Origin of the sequence: Wukongibacter baidiensis, from assembly GCF_050888315.1 — a bacterium.
GTDB classification, from domain to species: Bacteria; Bacillota; Clostridia; order Peptostreptococcales; family Caminicellaceae; genus Wukongibacter; species Wukongibacter baidiensis.
Genome location: NZ_CP138202.1, coordinates 861,174 through 886,815, shown reverse-complemented (window position 1 = coordinate 886,815; position 25,642 = coordinate 861,174). Strand labels below are relative to the sequence as shown.

At 35.1% G+C, this 25,642-nt stretch carries 16 protein-coding genes; 15 read left to right on the top strand and 1 reads right to left on the bottom strand.

All coding sequences use genetic code 11. The features are described from left to right. Window positions 1–206 precede the first annotated feature (206 nt). Window positions 207–2,675, top strand: coding sequence for a sugar phosphate nucleotidyltransferase (locus tag R9X47_RS04310; RefSeq protein ID WP_432665487.1), 2,469 nt, complete (start codon window positions 207–209; stop codon window positions 2,673–2,675). A gap of 80 nt (window positions 2,676–2,755) precedes the next feature. Further along, a complete protein-coding gene (locus R9X47_RS04305) occupies window positions 2,756–11,338 on the top strand; it encodes a GH36-type glycosyl hydrolase domain-containing protein (RefSeq protein WP_432665486.1) in 8,583 nt (2,860 codons plus the stop codon). A 115-nt stretch (window positions 11,339–11,453) separates the two neighbouring features. Here R9X47_RS04305 and R9X47_RS04300 read toward each other — a convergent pair whose 3' ends face one another. Beyond that, window positions 11,454–12,116: an MgtC/SapB family protein gene (locus tag R9X47_RS04300; protein WP_432665485.1), complete on the bottom strand. Its 663-nt coding sequence runs from the start codon at window positions 12,114–12,116 to the stop codon at window positions 11,454–11,456. 477 nt (window positions 12,117–12,593) lie between these two features. Between R9X47_RS04300 and R9X47_RS04295 the strand changes: the two genes are divergently transcribed. From R9X47_RS04295 to R9X47_RS04235, 13 genes are all read left to right on the top strand, one after another. Further along, a complete protein-coding gene (locus R9X47_RS04295) occupies window positions 12,594–13,109 on the top strand; it encodes a ferritin (protein ID WP_432665484.1) in 516 nt (171 codons plus the stop codon). A gap of 251 nt (window positions 13,110–13,360) precedes the next feature. Beyond that, window positions 13,361–14,014 carry a polyprenyl diphosphate synthase gene (gene uppS, locus R9X47_RS04290; protein WP_432665483.1) on the top strand — a complete coding sequence of 218 codons (654 nt, stop codon included), beginning with the start codon at window positions 13,361–13,363 and terminating at the stop codon, window positions 14,012–14,014. A gap of 131 nt (window positions 14,015–14,145) precedes the next feature. Further along, a complete protein-coding gene (locus R9X47_RS04285) occupies window positions 14,146–14,901 on the top strand; it encodes an ATP-binding protein (RefSeq protein WP_432665482.1) in 756 nt (251 codons plus the stop codon). Window positions 14,902–15,383: 482 nt separating this feature from the next. After that, window positions 15,384–16,361 carry a CoA transferase subunit A gene (locus R9X47_RS04280; RefSeq protein ID WP_432665481.1) on the top strand — a complete coding sequence of 326 codons (978 nt, stop codon included), beginning with the start codon at window positions 15,384–15,386 and terminating at the stop codon, window positions 16,359–16,361. A gap of 1 nt (window position 16,362) precedes the next feature. Further along, a complete protein-coding gene (gctB, locus tag R9X47_RS04275; protein ID WP_432665480.1) occupies window positions 16,363–17,151 on the top strand; it encodes a glutaconate CoA-transferase subunit B in 789 nt (262 codons plus the stop codon). A gap of 653 nt (window positions 17,152–17,804) precedes the next feature. Continuing rightward, on the top strand, window positions 17,805–19,232 hold the full coding sequence (locus tag R9X47_RS04270; protein ID WP_432665479.1) for a YfcC family protein: 1,428 nt from the start codon (window positions 17,805–17,807) through the stop codon (window positions 19,230–19,232). A 132-nt stretch (window positions 19,233–19,364) separates the two neighbouring features. Next, window positions 19,365–20,372 (top strand): aminopeptidase, encoded by a 1,008-nt coding sequence (locus tag R9X47_RS04265; RefSeq protein ID WP_432665478.1) that lies wholly within the window; start codon window positions 19,365–19,367, stop codon window positions 20,370–20,372. A 135-nt stretch (window positions 20,373–20,507) separates the two neighbouring features. After that, window positions 20,508–20,846, top strand: a complete 339-nt coding sequence (locus R9X47_RS04260) for an OadG family protein (RefSeq protein WP_432665477.1) — start codon at window positions 20,508–20,510, stop codon at window positions 20,844–20,846. A gap of 54 nt (window positions 20,847–20,900) precedes the next feature. Beyond that, window positions 20,901–21,158 (top strand): 4Fe-4S dicluster domain-containing protein, encoded by a 258-nt coding sequence (locus R9X47_RS04255; RefSeq protein ID WP_432665476.1) that lies wholly within the window; start codon window positions 20,901–20,903, stop codon window positions 21,156–21,158. Then, a complete protein-coding gene (locus R9X47_RS04250; RefSeq protein ID WP_432665475.1) occupies window positions 21,158–23,071 on the top strand; it encodes an aldehyde ferredoxin oxidoreductase family protein in 1,914 nt (637 codons plus the stop codon). Before R9X47_RS04255 ends, R9X47_RS04250 begins: the two co-directional genes overlap by 1 nt. A 40-nt stretch (window positions 23,072–23,111) precedes the next feature. Then, window positions 23,112–23,525, top strand: a complete 414-nt coding sequence (locus R9X47_RS04245; RefSeq protein WP_432665474.1) for a biotin/lipoyl-containing protein — start codon at window positions 23,112–23,114, stop codon at window positions 23,523–23,525. A gap of 51 nt (window positions 23,526–23,576) precedes the next feature. Beyond that, window positions 23,577–24,740 (top strand): sodium ion-translocating decarboxylase subunit beta, encoded by a 1,164-nt coding sequence (locus tag R9X47_RS04240; protein WP_432665473.1) that lies wholly within the window; start codon window positions 23,577–23,579, stop codon window positions 24,738–24,740. A gap of 149 nt (window positions 24,741–24,889) precedes the next feature. Further along, a complete protein-coding gene (locus R9X47_RS04235; RefSeq protein WP_432665472.1) occupies window positions 24,890–25,642 on the top strand; it encodes an IclR family transcriptional regulator in 753 nt (250 codons plus the stop codon).

The following is a 25,642-nucleotide window of genomic DNA, read 5'->3' as shown; positions in this document are numbered from 1 at the left end:
TTAATTTTAGAGTTTAATGGTATTCAGCTTTTTAGATCATCTTTGTAAGTAACAATATAAACTATACCCGCTTGTTTCTAGGTTGTAAAAATATTCTAAGCAGATGAATAAATTTTTCAAATATACATATACTGATTAATACATTGACTAAAAAACCATCAACTATGGTTTTTTTTTTGTATTTTAATATCTTCGGAATTAAAGGAGTGATTACCATTAAAGCAGTAATTATGGCAGGTGGAAAAGGATCAAGGCTTAGACCTTTAACATGTGATTTACCAAAACCTATGGTTCCAATTCTTAATAAACCCACCATAGAATACTCTATAGAACTATTAAAAAAATATGGTATAAAGGATATAGCAGTAACAATGGCGTATATGCCTTCAGTTATAATTGACTACTTTGATGATGGAAGTGAATTTGGAGTTGATTTGAAATACTTTATTGAGGAAACACCTCTAGGAACAGGTGGAAGTGTAAAAAATGCTGATGATTTCCTAGATGAAACCTTCATTGTGATAAGCGGAGATGCTTTAACAGATATAGATATAAAGGAAGCTGTTGATTTTCATAGAAAGAAAAAATCTAAGGCTACTCTTGTTTTAAAGAAGGAGTCTATACCATTAGAGTATGGAGTAATTATTACCGATGAGGAAGGCAAAATAATAAGATTCTTGGAGAAGCCTAGCTGGGGTGAGGTTTTCAGTGACACAGTAAATACTGGAATCTATATATTGGAGCCAGAAGTATTAGATTACTTTAAAAAAGGAGAAAATTTTGATTTTAGTAAGGATCTATTCCCGAGGTTATTAAGGGACAATATACCGATGTATGGTTATGTTACCAAGAACTATTGGAACGATATTGGCGATCTGAACACCTATAGAGATGCGCAGTTTCATTTCCTCGATGGTCAGATTGATTTAGAAATAGACAATAAAGAAGTTAATACCGGGATTTGGATAGAGGAAGGAACAAAACTAGGTGAAAACATAACCATAACTCCACCGGTATATATAGGGAAAAACTGTATAATAAATGACAGTGTACAACTAGGACCCCACGCGGTTATTGGAAGTAACTGTGAGATTGCTACCGGAGCAACGGTTAAGAGAAGCGTTATATGGAAAAGTACTAACATAGGTAGGAGTAGCCATTGCAGAGGGACAATAATATGCAACAATGTGCTAATAAAGGATAGGATAAATGCCCTAGAAGGATCAGCAATAGGTGCAGGAACAGTGATATCAAATGAATCGGTAGTGAAACCTAATATAAAGATATGGCCTGACAAAAAAATCGGAGAAAATATCGTTGTAAATCAAAATTTAGTTTGGGGGACCAAGGCATCTAAAACTATTTTTGGAAATAGAGATATTTCAGGAGATATAAACATTGATATCACACCAGAATTTTCGTCACGGCTTGGCTCGGCATTTGCTTCTAATTTGAAGGAGGATGCTACCTTAGTTATTAGCTCAGACCATTCGAATAGCTCAAGGCTAATCAGAAATTCACTAATAACGGGAATACTTTCGACTGGTAAGGGAGTAATAAATCTAAAGGATATACCTATGCCACTCAATAGGTATGCAATAAGACATTATGAGGCCGATGGTGGAATACACGTTAGAAATGACCACTACAATGAAAATCGAATACATATAGAATTATTAGATGCCAATGGAGCAAATTTAAACAGAAATACAGAAAGAAAGATAGAGAATCTTTTTAATAGAGAGGACTTTGAAAGATGTAATGCTAGTAAGATGAAAAGCGTTATGGATATAGATAACTTTTTCTCATTTTATATAAAGAATGGAACAAAGAGATTAGATGACATTTCAGCTATTAAAAGAAAGAGTCCTAAATTATTGATAAGTTCAAGCTGTAAAAATATTTTAGATCTTACAACTCAGTTTCTTGAAAACATAGGCTGTCAGGTAGAATGTGATTACTCAGTAAATAAATATGGCTCCGTTGATAAGTACTTGAAATATATATCAAAACAAGTTGTAAAAAATAAAGCTGATATGGGAATAATTTTTAGTCAAAATGGAGAAAATCTAATTTTAGTAGATGAGAGGGGCAGAATAATAGATAAGGAAATGTATACGGTTCTATCGGCTCTTATACTACTTAAGATAGGAACGAGTAAAAAGATTTGTGTTCCATATACTTCACCTAAGATAATAGAGAGTATGGCTAAAGAATATAAGGTTGATGTAGTGCGTAGTAAAACATCGGCTGCGCATATCATGAACGAGATTTTAAGCAGTGTAGATAATGAAAATGATATGTTTTTACAATACATACTCAATTTTGATGGGATTTTAGCATCTGGGAAAATAATTGATTTTCTAGTGCAAAACTCAGTGTCAATGGGAGAACTCATTGATGAACTTCCAGACTTTTATTTTGTTGAAAAGGAAATAAAATGTGATTGGGAAGATAAAGGGAGAGTCATAAAAGAAATATTAGTAGAACACAAAAATAAAGATATAGAACTCTTTGAAGGAATAAAAATAAACAATGAGAAAGGGTGGGCATTGATTCTACCAGATAGCGAAAGACCAGTATTTAAAGTGTACGCAGAAGGGTTTTCTGAAGAATATGCTAAAGAACTTTCAACGGTCTTTAGTCAAAAGGTTGAGGACCTGTTGGCTAAATAGATTATAATCTGGGATAATGCTTGGCTGCCTGAAAATCTTTGGATTTTAGGGCAGCCTACCTAAGAAAGGAATGAACAAGTATGATTTTGAGCAAATCTACATATTTAGCCTATGATGAAAGACTGGAGCTAAGAGATATAATATTAAACAATGAAGAATTAAAAAATCATGCTGAAGAATTAGGAAAAGTACATAGGGTTTCTAAAAAACCAAAGTCAATTAGGCCTCTTTTAGCAAGACTTGACAGCAATTATAAGATTATTAGCTCAATTTATCAGAAATTCAATAAAGAGGACTCTAGACAGAAAGAACTTTTACCAGCGGTTGAGTGGTTGCTTGACAACTTTTATAAAATAGAAGAACAGGTTAAGGTGATCAGACAGGAGTTAGCAAGAGAAAAATTCTTAAAGTTGTATTCATTGGATAATGGATACTTAAAGGGTTATCCAAGGGCCTATGCCATAGCTTTAGATTTAATCTCACATACCGATGGTAGATTAGATGAAGAATCCCTTATAAATTTTGTTAAATCATATCAAATCTATACTGTGTTATCAATAGCTGAGATATGGTCTTTATCATTGATGGTTAGAACGGCTTTAATAGAAGTGATAAGAAATGTATGCGAAAAGATTGATACAACTCAGCTGCAATTAGAAAAAGTTGAAAGTACTCAAGGGGATGACCAAGAGCAGATGCTAAGCTCCCTAAAGGATGAATTAGAGGGAATGGAGAAGGTCAATACAACCTATATTGAGTACTTTCTTAGAAGACTTAGAAAAAAAGGAGTAGAATCAGGAGAGATTATTGACTATATTAAAAGGAAATTAGTTGAATATGACATTACACTTGGTAAGGTAATAGAGATTGAGCATAAGGAACAGGCTAGTAAGAAAGTTTCTATAGGGAATGCCATAACAAGTCTTAATATAATATCCACAATTGATTGGAATGATATTTTTGAAAAACTGTCTATTGTCGAAGACATATTAAGAGAAGATCCAGCAAAGCTCTATGAAAAAATGGATTTTGACTCCAGAGATTATTATAGACATATGATAGAAAAAATTTCTATGAAATGTGGAATTCAGGAAACCAAGATTGCTAGAAAAGCAATAGAATGTTGTGAGATGTTTGGTAACGGAGAAGAGGATATAAGATTACAGCACGTAGGTTATTACATAATTGACGAAGGCAGAGAAGAATTACTGAAAACTTTGGACTGCAATGCACCACGAATATATCTACACAATTATCCATTATCTACTTACTTAACACCAATTCTTATTTTAACAGGTGTACTTTCTTTTATTGTGGCCTTTTGCTCATATAGGCTGTCGGAGTCAATATGGATCGGTATATTAGCGGGGTTAGTAACCTTGATTCCTTTTAGTGATGTGGCAGTAAAACTTGTGAACTGGATTGCCACAAAGGTAGTTTCACCATCATTTATACCCAAGCTTGAATATAGAGATGGAGTAGAAGAAGAGGCTTCTACCATAGTAGTTATACCAACTTTACTCCCTTCTGTAAAGACTGTTTATGAACTTATTAGAAAGCTTGAGGTGTACTATTTAGGAAATAAAGAAAAGAATCTATACTTTGCCTTAGTTGGAGATTTTAAAGATTCAGAAAATAAAATTCAAAAAAGCGATAAGCCCATAGTTGATGAAGCTCTAAGGGGTATAAAGGAGCTAAATAGAAAGTATTCTGATAAGCATGATATATTTTACTATTTCCATAGAAGAAGGCAATATAGTGAGAGTCAGGAAAAATGGATGGGGTGGGAAAGGAAAAGAGGGGCGTTAGTTGAATTTAATGAATTAATAATGGGATCAAAGGATACAACTTATAATGTAATTTCAGGAGATACACAAGAACTCAGCAAAATAAGATATGTAATTACTCTAGATGCTGATACAAACCTTCCCCTGGATTCAGCAAAAAGACTTATAGGAGCAATCAGTCACCCCTTAAACAAAGCTAGATATGATGAGGACAAAAGAATAGTAACGGGCGGATTTGGGTTAATACAGCCTAGAATTGGTATAGACATAGAAAGCGCAAATAGCTCAAGGTTTACCAGAATCTTTGCCGGCCAAGGAGGAATAGATCCCTATACCACTGCGTCATCCGACGTATATCAGGATCTATTTAGTGAGGGCAGCTTTACTGGAAAGGGTATATATGATGTAATGCTTTTCAATAGGGTTTTGAGGGATGAAGTGCCTGATAATTCCATATTAAGTCATGACTTACTTGAAGGAAGCTATATAAGAGCTGGACTTGCGACGGATATTGAACTTATTGATGGCTACCCATCTAAATATAGCTCATATATTATGAGATCTCATAGATGGACTAGAGGTGATTGGCAGCTATTGCCATGGCTTGGCAATACCATTACAAATAGAATAGGCGAGAAAACAAAAAATCCACTTTCTTCCCTCAGTAAATGGAAAATCCTTGACAACCTTAGAAGAAGTATTCTTCCAATTGCAGAGCTGCTAACTATAATTTTGGGATTAACTATTCTACCTGGGAATGGATTTTATTGGCTGGCTATTATATTATTTACAATGGGATTTCCTGTTTTATTAGAATTTATAAACTTCTTGATTTCAAGAAACTATAAAACGATAAGAGAAAACGTAAATGCAGATATTGTTTATGGTATAAAAGAACCTTTGTATCAGGCTTGTATATTATTTATTTTTTTACCACATAGAGCATTTATGATGCTAGATGCAATAATAAGAACCATATATAGAGTTCAAGTATCAAAGAAAAATCTTCTAGAGTGGGTAACGGCAGCCGATGTGGAAAGGTCATTAACAAACGATATTCAGAGCTCGATTAAAAGGATGAGAATATCAATAGTAGTAGCCGTTTTAACTGCGGTTCTGGGATTATATACAAATATGATAAATGGCTTCCTAGCAATACCAATAGGTCTTTTGTGGATGTTTTCTCCAATTATAGCCCACAATCTTAGCCATGAAGTTGACGAAAGAAAAGAATTAACTGATGAGGATAGAAAAATATTAAGAAGAATTGCTAGGAAAACATGGGCATATTATGAAGACTTCGCTAGTGAAGAGGATAACTATCTTCCTCCAGATAATTTTCAAGAAGACCCAGACAATGGAGTAGCACATAGAACGTCACCAACAAATATAGGATTTTTGTTAATATCAATACTTTCGGCAAGGGACTTCGGATATATTTCAACCATAAATTTAGTTGATTACATAAATAAAACATTGTCTACTATTGAAAGACTTGAAACCTGGAAGGGTCATCTATTTAATTGGTATAATACAGAAACATTAGAGGTTTTAAGACCTCTTTATATTTCAACAGTTGATAGTGGTAATTATCTTGGCTACTTAATTACCTTAAAGGAAGGTCTTAAGGAATTATTAGATTCAAAGGTAATAGATATCAATAAAAATTTACAGGGGATTAGGGATACCTTTGATTTACTAGAAGAAAAGGATGAAACTTTAACAAAGCTACTTGAAAGCTTTACTGAAGAAGAAATGACATTAGAAAAGTACTCCGAGATACTTGAATCCTTAGCAGCTGCTGAGTATGGAGATAGTAGCTGGGATAAAAAATTCGTTAAAATGATAGAAGGCTTTAAAAAAGATATAGATATGCTCCTAATGGACAGAAGTACATATAAAGAACTTGTGAGCCTTGCAGAAAAAAGGCCATATTCAAGGATAAGTTATATTTTAGAAACTGAAGAAACAGAGTTAGAAGATATGTCCCTAGCAGAGCTAAATTATAAATATAGTGCCTTGGCAAGTATAGCAAATAAAGGGAAAAATAGCGATGACAAAGGTCTTGCTAAGGTTAAAGAAAAGTTAAATATATTAAGTAGCAATAGTGAAAGATATTTCGATATTATAAGTAGTCTTATTGGAAGAATAGAAAAATTAATTGAGGATATGGATTTTACTCCGCTGTATAGTAGCAAGAGAAATCTCTTTTCTATCGGATATGATGTTTTAGAGGAAAAGATGACAAATTCATACTATGATTTATTGGCATCGGAAGCGAGGTTGGCAAGTTATATAACAATAGCAAGAAAAGAAATTCCTATGAGACACTGGTTTAAACTCGGTAGAGCTTTATCAGAGATTAATCATTATAGGGCTTTAGTATCGTGGACTGGTACAATGTTCGAATATCTAATGCCGCCACTTATAATGAAAACCTATGGAAATACTTTGCTTGATGAAACCTACTCTACAGTAGTTAATGCTCAAAAGATCTATGGACAAAAGAGAAACACTCCTTGGGGTACATCGGAGTCAGGATATTATGCCTTTGACATGAATTTAAATTATCAGTATAAGGCCTTTGGAGTACCCGATCTAGGACTTAAAAGAGGTCTAATGAGGGATATGGTTATATCTCCGTATTCAACAATATTAGCTCTTCCCTATGAGAGTGATTCAGCAATGAAAAATATTCACAGACTTATAAAGGATGGAGTAGAGGGCGAGTATGGATTCTATGAAGCCATTGACTATACACCTCAGAGGGTTCCATTTAATACTAATAGAGCTGTAATTAAGAGTTTTATGGCCCATCATCAAGGTATGAGCTTTATTGCCTTAAATAATTATTTGAATGACGATATCATGCAGGAGAGATTTCATTCTGATCCGATGATAGAGTCAGCAAAGATTCTTCTTCAGGAAAGGATTCCTGTAAGAAAGATTATTACTAAAGAATACAAAGAATATATTGAACCCTTTAAGGAAAGAAACAGAGAGCCACTTAGATTTGAGAGAGAATTCAGCGACCTTGGTCATCCTATTCCAAGGTGCCATATATTGACCAATGGAAGATATTCTACCGTAATTACCGATGGTGGAAGCGGATATAGTAAGAGAGAGGATCTCCAGGTAACTAGATGGAGAGAAGATCCATTGGTAAGAAGATATGGAAACTATATATTTGTAAAGAACTTAAATTCAAATAAAATATGGTCTACATCCTTCGATCCATTAAACACTGCACCTGATGGATATAAAGTTAAGTTTTCGCTAGATAAAGCCGAGTTTATAAGAACCGAGGATAATATAGATTCACGTACAGAGATAGTTGTTTCTACGGAAGATGATGTGGAAATTAGAAAGGTTACATTAACTAATCATGGGCAAGAGTCAGTACTAATTGAGCTAACTAGCTATTTAGAAATAGTTTTAGCCCATCAAGCAGCAGATATTGCTCACCCAGCATTTAGTAACTTGTTTATAAGGACAGAAATGGTTTCACAATATGATAGTCTAATTGCTTCAAGAAGACCTAGAGTAGAAGGCAAAGAGACAATATGGATGTTGCACAAAATCACTGTCGATGGTGAAAAGGTAGGAAATCTAGAATATGAAACTAACAGAGGAAATTTTCTTGGAAGAAGTAGAAACATATGGAACCCTATAGCCTTAACAAAGTCTTTGAAGAACTCAACAGGACCTATCTTGGACCCTATTATGAGTCTAAGAAGAAGTGTAAAAATAGAGCCGGGTAAGGCAGTATCGGTTTCCTATATAACCGGAATTGCAAAGGATAGAGATAATGCAATTGAGTTGTCTCAAAAATATAATGATCTAAACTCAATAGAAAGAGCCTTCCAATTGGCTAATGTAAGAAGTCAGGTTGAGTCTACATACCTCAATCTATCGGAAGAAGAGTTAGAGATATATCAAGATATGATGTCGCAAGTTGTTTTTCTCAGTCCTAATAGAAGAAAAAATAGTGAGATTATTAGTCAGAATGTTAAAGGTCAGTCTTCATTGTGGGCCTATGGAATATCTGGAGATTTACCTATAATCCTTGTGAGTGTTAAAAAAGCCGATGAGACAGAAGTAGTGAAGGAAGCCCTTAAGGCCCATGAATACATGAGAGTAAAGGGTTTATCGGTAGATTTAGTTATTCTAAACGAAGATGAAAGCAACTATTATCAGCCTATGCAGGAGCTACTTAAGGAGATTGTTTTCACGAAATATGGTAATCATGTACTAGACAGATCTGGAGGAGTATTTATTAGAAATGCAAGTGTAATGCCTTGGGAAGATATAATACTACTCTATACAGTTGCTAGAATTATCCTTAAAGGTGATAAAGGAGCAATAAAATCTCAAATTAGAATATCAGATATTAATGATAGTATTCCAGAGGAAAAACAATTCGCCGATGAAAACATTACATATCTAGATAAGGACGAAGACTTAGATTTGAACTTCTTTAATGGATATGGAGGGTACTCAAAGAATGGTTTGGAATATGTAATTAAGTTAAAAGAAGGTGTAAATACACCAGCGCCATGGATCAATGTTATCTCAAACGGAGATTTCGGTTTTAACATAACTGAAAATGGAAGTGGATTTACCTGGGCGGAAAACAGTAGGGAAAATAAACTAAGTCCTTGGTCAAACGATCCAGTTTCTGATCCGCCAGGAGAGATCATTTATATAAGAGATGAAATAAGTGGCAAACTGTGGTCTATTACGCCACTACCTATTAGAGAGAAAGAAAGCTATATAGTACGTCATGGTATTGGCTACTCAAGCTTTAAACATTGTAGTAATGGAATAGAGCAAAGGTTGACACTCTTTTCTCCAAAGGAAGAGCCTGTTAAATTAAATATGGTTAAGCTTAAGAATAGCTCAACTGGAAAGAGAAAATTATCAATCATATACTATGTAAAACCAAGCCTTGGCACAAGTGAACAATTTACACAACAATATATAAAAACTGAATTTGACAATGATACTGGTTACTTAACATTTAGAAATTCATATAATTCTGACTTCCCAGATAGAATAGCTTTCATGAGTTCAACTGAGAAAATCGTCTCATATACAGGTGACAGGGAAGAATTTATAGGAAAGAATAATTTGAGCAATCCGGAATCTCTGAGGAGACATGGCTTTTCAAATAATGTCGGAGTAGGCTTTGATCCTTGCGGTGCAATGCAGATAAATATAACCCTAGAGCCAAACCAGGAAAAGTCATTAGCATTCCTATTTGGGCATTCTAAAGAAATCGATGAAGTAAATGATATAGTTAAAAAGTACAGAAGCTTAAAAAAATGTAATAGAGCTTTAGATGAAGTAAAGGAATACTGGCAAAGAGTTTTAGGATCAATAAAGGTTAAGACGCCTGATCTTTCAATGGATCTATTACTTAATCAATGGCTGATGTATCAAACAATTGCCTGCAGAATATGGGCAAGATCAGCCTTTTATCAGTCCGGTGGAGCATATGGCTTTAGAGACCAGCTCCAGGACGTTATGAACAGTATATACGTTATGCCCGAGGCAACTAAGGACCAGATATTACTGCATTGTGCACATCAATTTGTGGAAGGCGATGTACAGCATTGGTGGCACCCTGGTGCAGGGGAAAAGGGTATAAGAACAAGGTTCTCCGATGATTTACTGTGGCTGCCATTTGTAACTGCTGAGTACATAAGACATACAGGTGACTCAGATATTCTAAATGAAGTCGTTCATTATCTAGAAGATGAGCCGTTAGGTGAGCATGAGGATGAAAGGTATGGAATCCCAAGGATTTCAGAGGAGAAGGGAACTGTTTATGAGCATTGTATAAGGGCTATTGACAGATCACTGAAATATGGAGAACATGGAATACCTCTAATGGGTTCAGGAGACTGGAACGATGGAATGAGTACCGTTGGAAACAAGGGTAAAGGTGAGAGCATCTGGCTTGGATGGTTCATCTATTATACCCTAATGAGATTTACAGGTATATGTTCAGAGATAGAGGACTTTGATAGGGAAAAAAGATATAGAGATAGCGCAAAGCATATATCTAAGAACATAGATAAGAATGCTTGGGATGGTGCTTGGTACCGAAGAGCATACTTCGATGACGGTACTCCACTAGGTTCGATAGAGAATACAGAGTGTATGATTGACTCCCTGGCACAATCATGGGCAGTTATATCTAAGGCAGGAGACAAAGCTAAAATAGAAAAGGCAATGGATTCGGTGGAAAAATACCTTATAAAAAGAGATGAAGGTTTGATTCTTCTTTTCACTCCACCCTTTGATAACAGTGATTTACATCCTGGATATATTAAGGGATACGTTCCAGGTGTAAGGGAAAATGGAGGGCAATACACCCATGCGGCTACCTGGGTAATTAAGGCTTTCGCAGAGATGGGAGAAGGGAATAAAGCTGCAGAACTTTTCAGTATGATAAACCCAATCAATCATTCTAGAACATCTATAGAATCTAACACCTATAAGGTTGAGCCCTATGTGGTTGCAGCCGATGTATATGCCGTTAGTCCCCATGTTGGAAGAGGTGGATGGACGTGGTACACTGGAACATCAGGGTGGATGTATAGAGTTGCTTTAGAAAGTATACTTGGTTTTAGAAAAGAAAAGGATAAATTATTTATAGACCCATGTATACCAAAGGAATGGAAAGAGTATGAAATAGAGTATAAACATAAAAAAGCAACCTACAAGATAAAAGTAACAAACCCGGATGCTGTGAATAGAAACGTTAAGTCAGTATTAATAGATGGTGAAGAGACCGGGGAAAAATATATACCTCTGGTTGATAAGGACCAAGAATATAATGTTGAAGTGATTTTAAGTAAAGAAGCTTGAGGTGGATACAGGTTTTAAAGTCTAATAAAAAAGCTACCAATATCAAAATTGGTAGCTTTCTTTATAGAATAACAGTAATAAATGCTAACGGCTAAAATCTCTATCTGTTCCTCGTTTACATAAGCTCGGCAGTTTCTATTCCTTCTAAGTATAACAACCTCTCAATAGCTTCAGCAACAATTGCATTTCTTGGTATTTTAGCAATTAAGAGAACTGCAATCGTATTATCATCAATTGTCTCTAATTTAATATTAACAATTGAAATATTCATTCTACCGAGCTCAGTTCCAATCTTACCTATTTGACCTGGTTTGTTGATGGTTATAACCTTAAGGTAGATTTCATTGTGCTTTTTACTAACATAATTTTCGAATTTTGAGAAGAAAAATAATATAATAAATACAAATACAGTAGCTACTACAGAACCCAAATAGAAGCCACTCCCGGTAGCTAAGCCAATACATGCAACAGCCCATAGGCTAGCTGCAGTAGTTAAACCCTTAACTGTTAAACCTTCTCTCATAATAGTTCCGGCACCGAGAAAACCAATACCACTAATGACTTGGGCACCTAGCCTTGTGGGATCTATATCTGAGACATCACTATAGGTATTGAACATAAATATTCCGGTGAGCATCACTAAAGTAGCTCCCATACATACAAGGATATGTGTCCTAAAGCCTGCGGGCCGATTTACGCTTTCTCTTTCAATACCAATAAGACCACCTAGGATGCAGGAAAGAATTATTCTTATTAATACATCATTAATAGCTATCATAAATACATACCCCACTTTCGAACTTAAACTATCTAATTATTATATATCTTATGATTCCTCAAATCAAACTATTAATCCCCAAAAAACTTTTCTGGTTGAAAAAAAGTGTTTAAAATAGATTAGAAAAACACAGAAAAAAAATTCTGAATCTTCTACGAATAAATTGGGTTAGATTTACCTAAATGGGTATCTATGAAATAGGTTATTTTAGCCCAGATTATTCATGAAAAATTCAAAACTACTTGTACCCTTTCAAACTTTTCATGAATAATCCGGGTTTAATAATTTTATCTATATAATATAAATAGGATAGGGATCTTACTTTTTTTCGTAACTTACATATTGTAAACACTGTATAGATAATATATTATTAGTATGTATGGTAATTTATTCTTATAGATTTATTTTAAATGTACATACTATAGGAGAAATAGCTGTCAAGACGATAGCAAATAATTGTTATAAGGAGGAATTTAAATGGTATCAGAAAAATTACTTAATCAACTAAACGATCAATTAAACTTTGAATATGAGTCAGCTAATGTATACTTAGCTATGGCTGCTTACTGTGCATCAATTGATCTTGATGGATTCGAAAACTTTTTCATAGTTCAAACTGAGGAAGAGAGATTCCATGCTTCAAAACTTTATAACTATATCAATGAAGTAAACGGTAGAGTTACAATTGGTGCCTATGCTGAACCACAAAACGAATATAATTCATTATTAGATGTATTTGAAGCAGCTCTAAAGCATGAAAAGGTTGTTACAGATAGAATATATAAGCTAATGGACACAGCGCAAGATGAAAGAGAATATGCTACTATTAGTTTCTTGAAGTGGTTTATTGATGAACAAGTAGAAGAAATGAGTATGTTTAATAAGATTATCCAGAAAATCAAGATGATTGGTGATGAATATAAAGGACTTATGATGCTTGATAATGAGCTTGCTCAAAGAACCTTTACACCACCTGCTGATGCAAACGCGTAAAATCTAAAACACTCCGGGGCTGCGCTCATAAGAAACCTTTATGAGGCACCCCATTTTTTATGTCCTAGGGGTTAGGCTTTTTATGAATAAATTAGGTCTATTTTGACAAAAATACTAGTTATATATAATACGATAAACATCTTGCATTCAGGAGATCTGACGGTCAGCGTTTTGGGGGATGTTAAATCTTCGGAATGTAATAGATTTTTCGTAACTTATATAGTATTTATTGAGTGAATGGAGGTTATTCGATGAGAATTCCTAACCACATAGGAATTATACCCGATGGAAATAGAAGATGGTCAGTAAATATGGGACTATCAAAGGAAAAAGGTTATGACCACGGATTAGATCCAGGTCTTGAGCTATTTAGATTATGTAAAGAAGCAGGGGTTAAGGAGATAACCTATTATGGCTTTACTACAGACAACACAAAACGTCCCAAGATACAAACTCATGCCTTTACTAAGGCTTGTATAAAGGCAGTTAAAATGCTTTCTAATGAAGATGCATCATTATTAGTAGTAGGGAACACTGAATCACCTAAATTTCCAGAGGAGCTGAAGGAATATACCACGAGAAAAGATTTTGGAAATGGAGATATGAGAGTTAATTTTCTAGTTAATTATGGCTGGCATTGGGATTTAGAGAACCTAATAAAAAATAATGAGGATATACAACGTGGTAAAGAGAATATTTCTAATAGAATATATTCAAGCGATATAAGCAGGATAGACTTAATAATACGTTGGGGTGGACGAAGGAGATTAAGTGGTTTCTTACCTGTTCAATCGATATATTCAGATTTCTATGTTATAGATGATATGTGGCCAAATTTTACTAAGGAACACTTCTATGAAGCATTAGAATGGTATGGTAAGCAGGATGTAACATTGGGTGGGTAGGAATTATTAAAATCTAAAACTTTTTTACTCTGTGACTAAAATCACACTATTTATTTGACATATATCACATAAACCTGTTTGTATTTTAGCTATAATTTAGTTAGAAAATACAAATAAGGGGTGTGGCTAATATGGCGATTAGAAAAATAATGAAGATAGATGAAGACAAATGTGTTGGTTGTGGATTATGTGTACCAGGATGTGCAGAAGGAGCAATAAAGATTATAGATGGTAAAGCGAAACTAGTATCTGACAATCTATGTGATGGAATAGGAAATTGCATTGGACACTGTCCAGTAGATGCTATAGAGATTATTGAAAGAGAAGCTGAAGAATTTGATAAGAAAGCTGTAGAAGAGCACAAGGAAGAAAAAAAGGAGCATACACATGTACATCATAAAGAAAAGGCTCATGGTCATGGTTGTGGATGTCAAGGAAGTAGGCCGATGCATATAAAGAGAAATAAAAGTCAAGGTGCTGCTACAGGGGTATCAACTGGTGATGTTGAAATCAAAATAAGACCTCAATTAAGTCAATGGCCTGTTCAACTTAAATTAGTACCTGAGAATGCGTCATACTTTAATGACAGAGAATTATTAATAACGGCTGACTGCGTACCATTTGCATATCCAAATTACCATCTAGATTTGCTTAAAGACAGGTCAGTAGTAATTGGATGTCCAAAGCTAGATGATATCGAGTTCTATATAAATAAGCTTACAAATATAATTAAGTTAAATAATATCACAGGCATAGTTGTTGCACATATGGAAGTACCATGTTGTACAGGTATAATAATGGCAGCCGATGAGGCGCTTAAAAGATCAGGAAAAGATATTAAGATTAAAAAAGTAAAAATAAAAATAGATGGTGGAAGAGAGGGCTAGAAAAGCCCTTTTTTTTTTGAAAAAAATAAAAAAAATTTAAAAAAAAGAAGGAATTGAAAAAAGTGTGTAGAATAAATCACTATACACAAATGGAATATATTCCTTATAGTGGAATGAGTGTTGTGAATTAGTTAGGCGAAAAGAGAATGATATTCATAAAATTAGATTGGAAGATTACAAGTAAGGAACACAAGAATGGTAGTAAATCTAAAATATTAACTTCATTTATAAATTGTTAAACTTAGAAGTATAACAGTTTATAGAAATGATTTTATTCATTAACTAGCTAGTTTAATGAATAAGTTATGATTAACAAAAGGCAGTTATTTTTTTACTAATTAAATGGAATACGTTTCACGATGTGGAATAAAAGAAAATAATACTTATTATATGGGAGGATGATATGGGATAAGATTTTCTACATTAATTTATATTAGCAGTTGCAGATAGTTCTTCTATAGTCAGAAATAAAATGTGAGAAGGTGATTAATATTAGCGATAATAAGCTTTATACATTGAAAGATGCAATATCAAAATTTGTAAAGGATGGAGATAGTATTGCATTTAGTGGTTTTACAACGAATAGGAAGCCCTATGCAGCAGTTTATGAAATACTACGTCAGGGGATTAAGAATCTGTACATACAGGGAGGCCCTGCTGGAGGCGATGTAGATATGCTGATAGGTGCAGGTAGATGTACAGCATATGTTAATAGCTACACTGCAAACTCAGGATATTCAAATGTAAGTAGAAGATTCCGTAAATTTATTGAAGAACAGAAAATACTGTTTGAAGATTACTCCTTAGATGTCCAGACGATAATGTTTCATGGTGCAGCTCTAGGTCTGCCATATGTTCCAGTTAAACATATGCTTGGTTCAGACCTTGTGGAGAAGTGGGGAATTCCGGAAGAAATTAGAGTCAAGCATGATAAGCTACCTGATAAAAAATTAATAGTCACTGAGGATCCGTTTAACCCTGAGGAGAAAATATGTTTAGTTCCAACACCAAAGCTGGATGTAGCAATAATCCATGCACAAAAGGCAACGATTGATGGAACCATAAGAATTGAAGGTTCACAATTTATTGACCTAGATATTGCCTTAGGAGCAAAGTATTGCATTGTAACATGTGAAGAAATAGTTGAGCCAGAGGAAATAATGAATAATGCGTCTTTAAATAATATACCTTGCTTCAAAACTGACGCAGTAGTTCATGTTCCTTATGGAGCCCACCCATCCCAAGCCTTTAACTACTATGACTATGATCGTGATTTCTATGTTATGTATGATCAAGTAAGTAAGGACGATGAGAAATTTGAGGAATTCTTAAATGAGTGGGTTTATGGAGTAAAGAACCACGAAGAATATTTAGAAAAATTAGGGGTGTCAAGACTTAATAAATTGAAAGTTAGAGAAGGTCTTGGTTATGCAGTATCCTCAGAAGTAGGGAGGGGTTAATATGGAGAAAAATTATACAAATAAAGAGTTACAGGCCATAATGATTGCAAGACAAATTAAAAATGGACAGACGGTAGTTGTTGGAACTGGCCTGCCTTTAATAGGAGCATCACTTGCCAAAAAAACCTATGCACCTCACTGTCATTTAGTAGTTGAAAGTGGATTAATAGATTGTAAACCAAAGGAAGTACCAAGCAGTGTAGGTGACCTAAGATTTATGGCCACTGCTTCAGTGCTTTGGGAGCAATTTAGGTACTTTGGATTTCAAACAAATTCATGGAAATATGATGATATTGACCTACTCTCATTTATTGGTGGAGCACAGATAGACCCATATGGAAATGTAAACTCAACCTGTATAGGAGATTATCATAAGCCTAAAACAAGATTTACTGGAAGTGGTGGAGCAAATGGAATAGCTACCTTTTTCAATACAATAATTATGATGCAACATCAAAAAAGAAGATTCGTTGAAAAGGTTGACTACATGACAAGTCCAGGTTGGATTGATGGACCAAATGGAAGAAAAGAAAAGGGGTTACCGAATAATAGAGGACCTCAGCTAGTAGTTACTGATTTAGGAATAATGAAATTTGATCCTGATACTAAGAGGATGTATGTAGCAGAATACTATCCGGGTGTAGAGCTCGATCAAATAATAGAAAATACAGGATTTGATATAGATGTGTCGCGTGCAGTAAAGGCCAAAGAACCGGAGCTAGAGGTTCTAAGAATATTAAGGGAAGAAATTGACCCTAAAGGGGTATTCATAAAGAGGCCTAAAAAATAAGAGTTTACATATACTTCTACGAAGATATCACTAATGATTGTTGAAAAACAGTGAATCTTGTCGAAAAAAGAGCGAGGTTATATACTAGTGATGAGGTAGAGGATAAAGAAATCTCTAGATTTTGAGAAAGATACTATTGAGTTATCTTGTGAATATAAAGAGTTGAAATTAAATTTGCTAATTAAGCTGTGTTGGAAACAAGAAGAGGATCATAAGTCAATTGATAAATAGAAAAGTCCTTAGGAATCTTTTCATGTTTATGAATAGATTGACACAGCTTTAAATTAGATTTCCTATAGTTTTTTTAACTAGCAGGAAAATGTTTTTCTAAGTATATAAGAAAGGAGTGAGAGAGTTTCGAATAAGAAGCATTAGTTAGAATCATAAAAATTCAGAGACATTAAGGAGATAATCGACAGTTGAGAAGGGGAAGGAGTGTTGAAGGTTTTAAAAAATATAAAAATAGTGGTAAAAAAAGATCGCTGATTATTGCACTAATCAACGACCCAAGTAAATTGTTACACATTAATAAATTACACTAAAGTCATATTAAAATCAAGTAAAATTTTAGCTCAGAAATCCTTATTGGTAAGTTTTATAGAAAATTAGACTTTTTTACTTATAAAAAGTATTATTTCAAGGGGGTTATAATATTGAGTACAGCTGTAATTAACAAAAAAAAGAAAAAGGTGAATCATCCATTCTTAGCCTTAGTTATAATGATAATTATAGTAGCTGTTGCTACCCACCTAGTTCCAGCAGGTGAGTTCGATAGAGTAAAAACAGAAGATGGAAGAACCGTAGTTGATCCAACGAGTTATAAGGTTGTTGAAAGTAATCCAGCAGGTATAGCTGATTTTTTCCAATCCTTCTATTTTGGATTTAAGAAGGGCTCAGGAGTAATGGGACTCGTGTTCTTCATAGGGGGAGCATTTGGAGTTATTAAAGCGATGGGGCTATTAAATATAGCTGTTCATGCAATCACAAATAAAGTTAAGAGTAAAGGTATTTTACTTATAGCACCTATTGTAATGACTGCTATATTTTTCAATGTAACTTTTACAGGAATGAGAGAACTCGATGTAATTTTTATATCATTAATGATTCCTATATGTGTATCGCTAGGATATGATTCTATGACAGCCCTTGGTGTTGTTCTTGTAGGATCGGTCGCGGGATTTGCACCTGCTCTTGCAAACCCTTTCTTTACTGGTATAGCTCATGATATAGCAGAGCTTCCTATATATTCCGCAATGTGGTATAGAGGGATGGTAGCAACTGTTTTTCTTATAACAGGTATGCTGTATGTAATATGGTATGCTAAAAAGGTTAAAGCAGATCCATCTAAGAGTATTGTAGCTGATTTACCAACTGAAATGGAACTAAGAAAGTACTATGAAGAAAATGGTGTTGAAGAAGAAAATGTAGAGATGAGTTTAAGGTTAAAGCTAGCAGGGCTTTCATTCTTGGCACTATTTGCCTTTATGATTTTTGGAACACTAAAAATGAGTTTTGGATTTGCACAGCTTTCAGGAGTCTTTGTAGCTATGGCGATTATTCCAGGCCTAGTTGGAGGGTTAACTCCTAATGAAATATGTGAGAATTTTGCTAAAGGATGTAGCGATATATTAGTTGCTGTACTTATTATATTCTTTGCAAGATCTATATTAGTGCTACTAGAAAATGCTAAAATAATAGATTCAATAATTCATTTCCTTTCACAATTTGTAACAGGAACTTCAACTGTCACTTCGGCAGTAGCAGTTTATCTTTTACAAACAGTTATAAACTTTATAATCCCGTCTGGAAGTGGACAGGCAGTAATTACAATGCCAATAATTACACCACTTGCAGATATCGGAGGAATAACTAGACAGGTTGCTTGTTTAGCTTCTCAACTGGGAGACGGTATAACAAACTATTTCTATATAACTAATGGAGGATTATTGGCAGTACTTGCTGTTGCTAAGGTTCCATATGGAAAATGGGTTAGGTTCTTTGGACCGCTGTTTGCACTTTATGCTGTAGTAGCTGGAATCTTCGTAGCAGTTGCACAGATGATTAACTTAGGACCTTTCTAAAATAGACAATGAAAAACTATTAGGATTAATATACTACTTAATCGATAAACAATCTTTGTATATAATTAATTATATCGCTTAAGCAGTTATTAAATAAAAAATTCTTTTAATTTAATCTGAGGAGGAAGAACAATGGATAATAAAATTATTAGTGCAATTTCTTCAGCAAACAATATAATCAAAAATCTTTTAGCAGTTAAGCCGGGTGAAGAGGTACTAATATGTACTGACCCAGAAACTGATATGAGAATGGTAAATGCCTTTGCAGCAGCGACATTAGAATGTGGCGCAGAGTATACTATCGCTATGATGCCTACTAGAACTAAAGAAAAAGCTGTAACGATATCAAAGACCTTAGAAAAAGCTATGGAAGGTTGCGATGTTTATATACCAATGACTAGAACTTCTGGGGCTTCGGCTTATAACTCAAAAATGAAAGAATTATTGCTTAAAAAGCAGATAAGAGAATGCTGTATGGTTCTTAGAGATATAGATAATTACATAAAGGGTGGTGCTCTTGCAGATTATGAGAAGGTATATGCAGATGGCAAGCGCCTGGCCGAGATATGGAAGGATAAAAAGTTATGTAGAATTACTACACCAGCAGGTACAGACCTAACAGCTGAAATGATTAGTGCAGAGCCAATTATCGAATGTGGTATTGCAAGAAATCCAGGAGAGAGTATGGCGTTTTCAGATGGAGAGGTGTCTGTAGGTCCTGTTGAAGGAACTATGAATGGAACATTAGTACTTGATGGACCAATGTGCTACTTTGGTTCCCCTTTAGAGCCGGTGAAAATGACAATTAAAAATGGTAAGGTTGTTTCAATAGACGGTGGAGACAGAAGAATAACTGGGGAATTTAGAAATCTATTCGAAACTATTGAAAATAGTGATAATATCGCAGAAATTGGAATAGGTCTTAATCCAAACTCATTAATGAATGGCGATTTTGAAGAAGAGAAGAAAGCTAGAGGAACTGTTCACATTGCATTTGGAAACGGTGTTTACTATGGACAGAATAGGCCTACTGCAGATAGCCAAGTTCATATAGATGCGGTACTATATGCTCCAACTGTTACCTTTGACGATGAGCTTATTGTTAAGGATGGCAAAGTTGTTGCTTTAGGCGATGAATAAAGTATTAAAATGATATAACTATTAATACACATACTTAAGGGACATGAGAAAAATTAGTTTCGAATATCTATTAGGAACTTTTTATTCGAATATCCCTTAAGTGATTTTAAATTAGTAGTAGAGAGAGGTGAGCTAATGGAAAACTTAAATATACTCGAAAGGTTTATCAATCCTGATTTAATGCAGAATATGTCTATTGGTGAAAGACTTTTAGCATCAAGTTATGTGGCTGCCCTCGGTATGTGTACAACCTTTGCAGTATTGATAATTTTATGGGGACTAATTGTTGTTATGGCCAAAGTGTTAAGTACTATGCAACCTAAGAGACAGACTGTAAATATCTCATCCGAATCTGCTCTTCAAGATGCTTCAGAGGATAAGGAACTTATTGCAGTAATTACTGCCGCAGTAGCAGCTAGTCTCAATAGGCCTGTTGGATATAGTAGAATAAAAAATATTTCCAGAATAAGATAAGAGATATAAAGACTGGGATTTGAAACGTGACTTTCTTTCAAGGATGGTGCAGTTATGGTAAGAAGAATGGCAATAATACCGAATAAATGTACAGGTTGTACAACATGTGTCTTAACATGCTCAATATCACATAACGATAGATTTAATCTTTCCAGTTCATATATTAAAGTAAAAAAGAATGACATATGTGGAATATTTGAAATAAGCTTCTCTTCAACATGTTTAAGCTGCTATAAATGTGCTGAAGTTTGTCCTGCAGGGTGCCTTGAGATAGTAAATATAGTAGATTTAGAGGTAAAGGAGGGAAGTTAATGTATGGATATGCAGGAAAGTTTTTAGATATCAATTTAACTAGTTTAGAAGTTAAAGAGCTTAAACTCGATGGTGAGCTATTGAATAAATATATTAGTGGCGTAGGCATTTCCACCAAACTTATCTATGATAACATTGAACCTGACACCGATCCTTTAGGACCACAGAATGTTTTATGCTTTGCAGTAGGAGTTTTTGTAGGAACTAATGTTCCGACTGCCTGCCGTACAGAGGCTTCAGCAAAATCACCACTTACAGGGTTGATAGGAACCTCAAACTCAGGAAACTTTTGGGGAAGTGAATTGAAATACGCAGGCTATGATGGAATGATATTGAGAGGACGTTCTGAAACACCGGTTTATATATCCATAAGCAATGATGATGTTAAGATACTTCCAGCTGACAGCCTTTGGGGGAAGGATTCTTGGGATACAATAGATCATATCAGGAAAGAATTTCATGATAATGAAATTCAGATTGCTACAATTGGGCAGGCTGGAGAAAATCTATGTAGATTTGCAAGTATTCAAAATGGGCCACATGATGCATGGGGTAGAACTGGACTTGGTGCTGTAATGGGATCTAAGAATCTAAAAGCCATTGCAGTTAGGGGAACTAATGGTATTAAAGTCTTCGACAAAAAAGAATTTCTTGAGAGCGTTAAGGAATGTTACAAAGTAATATACGAATCACCTTTCTATGGTCCCTTTAGTAAATATGGAACTATGCTAGCTACAGCTCCCTATTTTAAGTTTGGGGCCCTACCAGGACGAAACTTCCAGACGGGGATAATACAGAATTGGATGGAGACTCGCAGCTACAAATTAGTAGATAAATACAGTAATAGAGGTATTGCCTGTATATCATGTCCGATCTCATGTGCCCACTGGGTTGAAGTAGAAGAGGGACCTTACTCAGGATTAAAAGTTAAGGATATGGAGGTTACCCCGGTTATTGGCTTTGGTGCAGGCTGTGATATCAATAATATTCCAGCGGCTGCTAAACTTTGTGAGGTTTGTCAACGCTATGGAGTAGATATGATTTCAGCTTCTTCAACGATAGCCTTTGCCATGGAACTGTACCAGAGGGGAATATTAACAGAAGAGCAGATTGGATTTAGCCTACATTGGGGAGATGAAGAAGCTTCATTTAAGTTATTAGAACTAATAATGAGGCGAGAGGGAATAGGAGACATTTTAGCAGAAGGAACAAAAAGAGCTGGTGAAAAAATTTCAGGAGCTGACTATTATGCTATGCATGTCAAGGGATTGGAAATTCCCATGGCTGATGCAAGAGGACGATGGTCCACGTGGACTTTTGGTAACCTAACAAATATTCGTGGAGGAGACCATCTTAGAAATCGTAATCCAGTTGAAAACTTAAGATATAACTTAAATACAGTTGAGTATAAAACCGAGAAATTTGGGTTTCCAGATAAGGTATACAATGAACTAGATATGCCTGAAGAAGTAAAGAAACAAATATTCAATGATAAAGATAGAGATGTCGATATACCTAAAATGTCAAAATGGTCAGAGGATCTCATATCAGTCTATAATACAGTCGGTATATGCATCAGACCGCCAATTTTAAATACTGTTGGACCGAGTCTAATAGCTCGACTATACACTTCCTTAACCGGTATAAAGATGACCCCTGATGAAATAATGAAGGTTGGAGAGAGGATCTGGAACTTGCAAAAGCTATTTAATCTTCGGGAAGGTGAAGTCAAGGAGGACAGTGTATATCCAGAAAGATTTTACGATGAAGTACTTCCAGAAGGACCTAGTAGAGGAAAAAGCCTTAGTAGAGAAAAGGTAATAGAGACTCTAGAGGAATATTACGACTATAGAGGTTGGGATAAAGAAAATGGTGTTCCAAGTAGCAAGAAATTAGAGGAGCTTGAACTATAACTTAGGTGTTCATTAATGAGATTTTGAAGGAGGACTTAAAATGAGAAAATTCAATATAACTGTGGATGGAAAGACGTATGAAGTTGAAGTGGAGGAAATAGGTGGAGGAAGTACAACTTCTCTTTCAAGACGAACAGCTGTACAGAAAACTGTGACTCCACAAAATACAATGACTTCAGCACCTGTAGCTAAAAGACCTGCACCAGCACCAAAGCCAGCGGCAGCGCCAGCACCGGCAGGAGGAAACACTATAACAGCGCCAATGCCAGGAACAATCCTTGACATAAAGGTAAATGTAGGAGATACAGTTTCAAATGGTGATGTACTACTTATATTAGAAGCTATGAAAATGGAAAATGAGATAATGGCACCGGCAGGTGGGAAGGTAGTATCAGTAAACGCTACTAAGGGAGCATCCGTAAATGCAGGAGATGTTTTAATAGTAATAGGATAGTATACAATATAGGATTAAAAGTCTAACGACGAAAGTGAGGGAGAATACAGGATGTTTTTAGAACTGATTAACAACTTTTTCGCAAGTACAGGATATGTTGCTCTTACATGGCAGGCCCTTGTTATGTTAGGTATAGCTTGTGTACTACTCTACTTAGCTATAGTAAAGCAATATGAACCTTTACTATTGCTCCCTATTGCCTTTGGAATGCTTCTTGCTAATATCCCATTAGCAGGATTAATGGATTATCCAGTTTACGAAGTAGGAAAGGATGGACTACCCCACTTAAAACAACTAGGTGGTTTATTATATTATCTATACCAAGGGGTAAAGCTTGGAATATATCCTCCGCTTATCTTCATGGGTGTAGGAGCAATGACGGATTTCGGACCACTAATAGCAAACCCAAGGAGTTTACTTTTAGGAGCGGCAGCACAGTTTGGTATATTTACAACATTCTTAGGAGCCGTTGCATTAGGATTTACAGGACCGGAAGCGGCATCAATAGGTATAATAGGTGGAGCAGATGGACCAACGGCAATATTCTTAACATCTAAACTTGCACCACATCTACTAGGACCTATAGCAGTAGCGGCATATTCATATATGGCACTAGTACCAATTATCCAGCCGCCAATAATGAAGGCTCTTACAACTAAGGAAGAAAGACAAATAAAGATGGAGCAATTAAGGGTTGTAACTAGGACAGAGAAAATTATATTCCCAATAGCAGTTACACTGCTTGGAGCTCTATTACTACCATCGGCGACAGGATTATTAGGAATGCTTATGCTAGGTAACCTACTTAGAGAATCAGGAGTAGTAGATAGAATACTTAAAACAGCACAAAACGAATTAATAAACATAGTAACAATATTCCTAGGAATAACAGTTGGAGCAACAGCAAGTGCCGATAAATTCCTTAAGGTACAAACCTTAATGATAATAGGACTTGGGCTATTAGCCTTCTGTGTAGGAACAGCAACAGGAACATTATTTGGAAGAGTAATGTGTAAATTATCAGGAGGAAAGGTTAATCCACTAATTGGTTCAGCAGGAGTATCGGCAGTACCAATGGCGGCAAGGGTATCACAAGTAGTAGGACAAAAAGAAAACCCATCAAACTTCCTACTGATGCATGCAATGGGACCTAACGTTGCAGGAGTTATAGGCTCAGCTATTGCAGCTGGGGTACTGTTATCGTTATTTGGATAGATAAAATAAGAAAGTAAAAGCAGCTCTTAGAAAGAGCATTTTTTTAAAGAACACAAATGGAACGTATTCCGTATCGTGGTAAAAGATGTTAGAGAATAGTAAAATAGAGAGTAGATCATATTATTTTTTAGAAGCTACTGGAGGTCGTTATGGTAAAAAGCGTACAAAGGACACTAGAATTACTACAAGCTTTAGGCAGTACTAATAAAAAGTATACCCTTTCTGAGTTAGGTGAAGTAACAGGATTACCACCAAGTACAGTTCACAGACTTTTGGTGACACTTAAGCAGCATAGGTTCGTTACTCAGGATGAATTATCCTCATTATATTATCTAGGACCAGCCCTTGTAACTTTGGGAATTAAAGCCGGTAATTATATAGATTTACGTAAATCGGCTATGTCAATAATGAGGAATCTTGCAAATACAACTGGAGAAGATTCATATCTTGCTATATCAGATGTATATAGAGGAATATTTCTGGAACGCGTTGCAGGACCACATCCTTTGAAAATAATAGACCCATTTGACAAACAGGTTTCTTTACATTGTGGAGCAATGAGAAAGGTTCTTCTGGCATTTAAAGACAGTAAGTTTATAAATAATTTTATTAATAATGATTTAAATAAGTTTACAGAAAAGACAATATCAGATAGGGATGAATTGCTTGAAGAACTAAAAAGAATCAGAAAAGAGGATGTTGCTATTTCAATAGGTGAATACATAAAGGACGCAGTAGGAATAGCAGCACCGATTCGTGATAAACATGGTACTGTGATTGCTTCTTTAGGAATAATTGGTCCCATGACAAGGTTTCCCCAGGACAAACTTGAAGAGCAAATCTTAGAAGTTAAAAGGCATGGAAGACAGCTGTCCTTTGATCTAGGTTATTATAGCATCTAG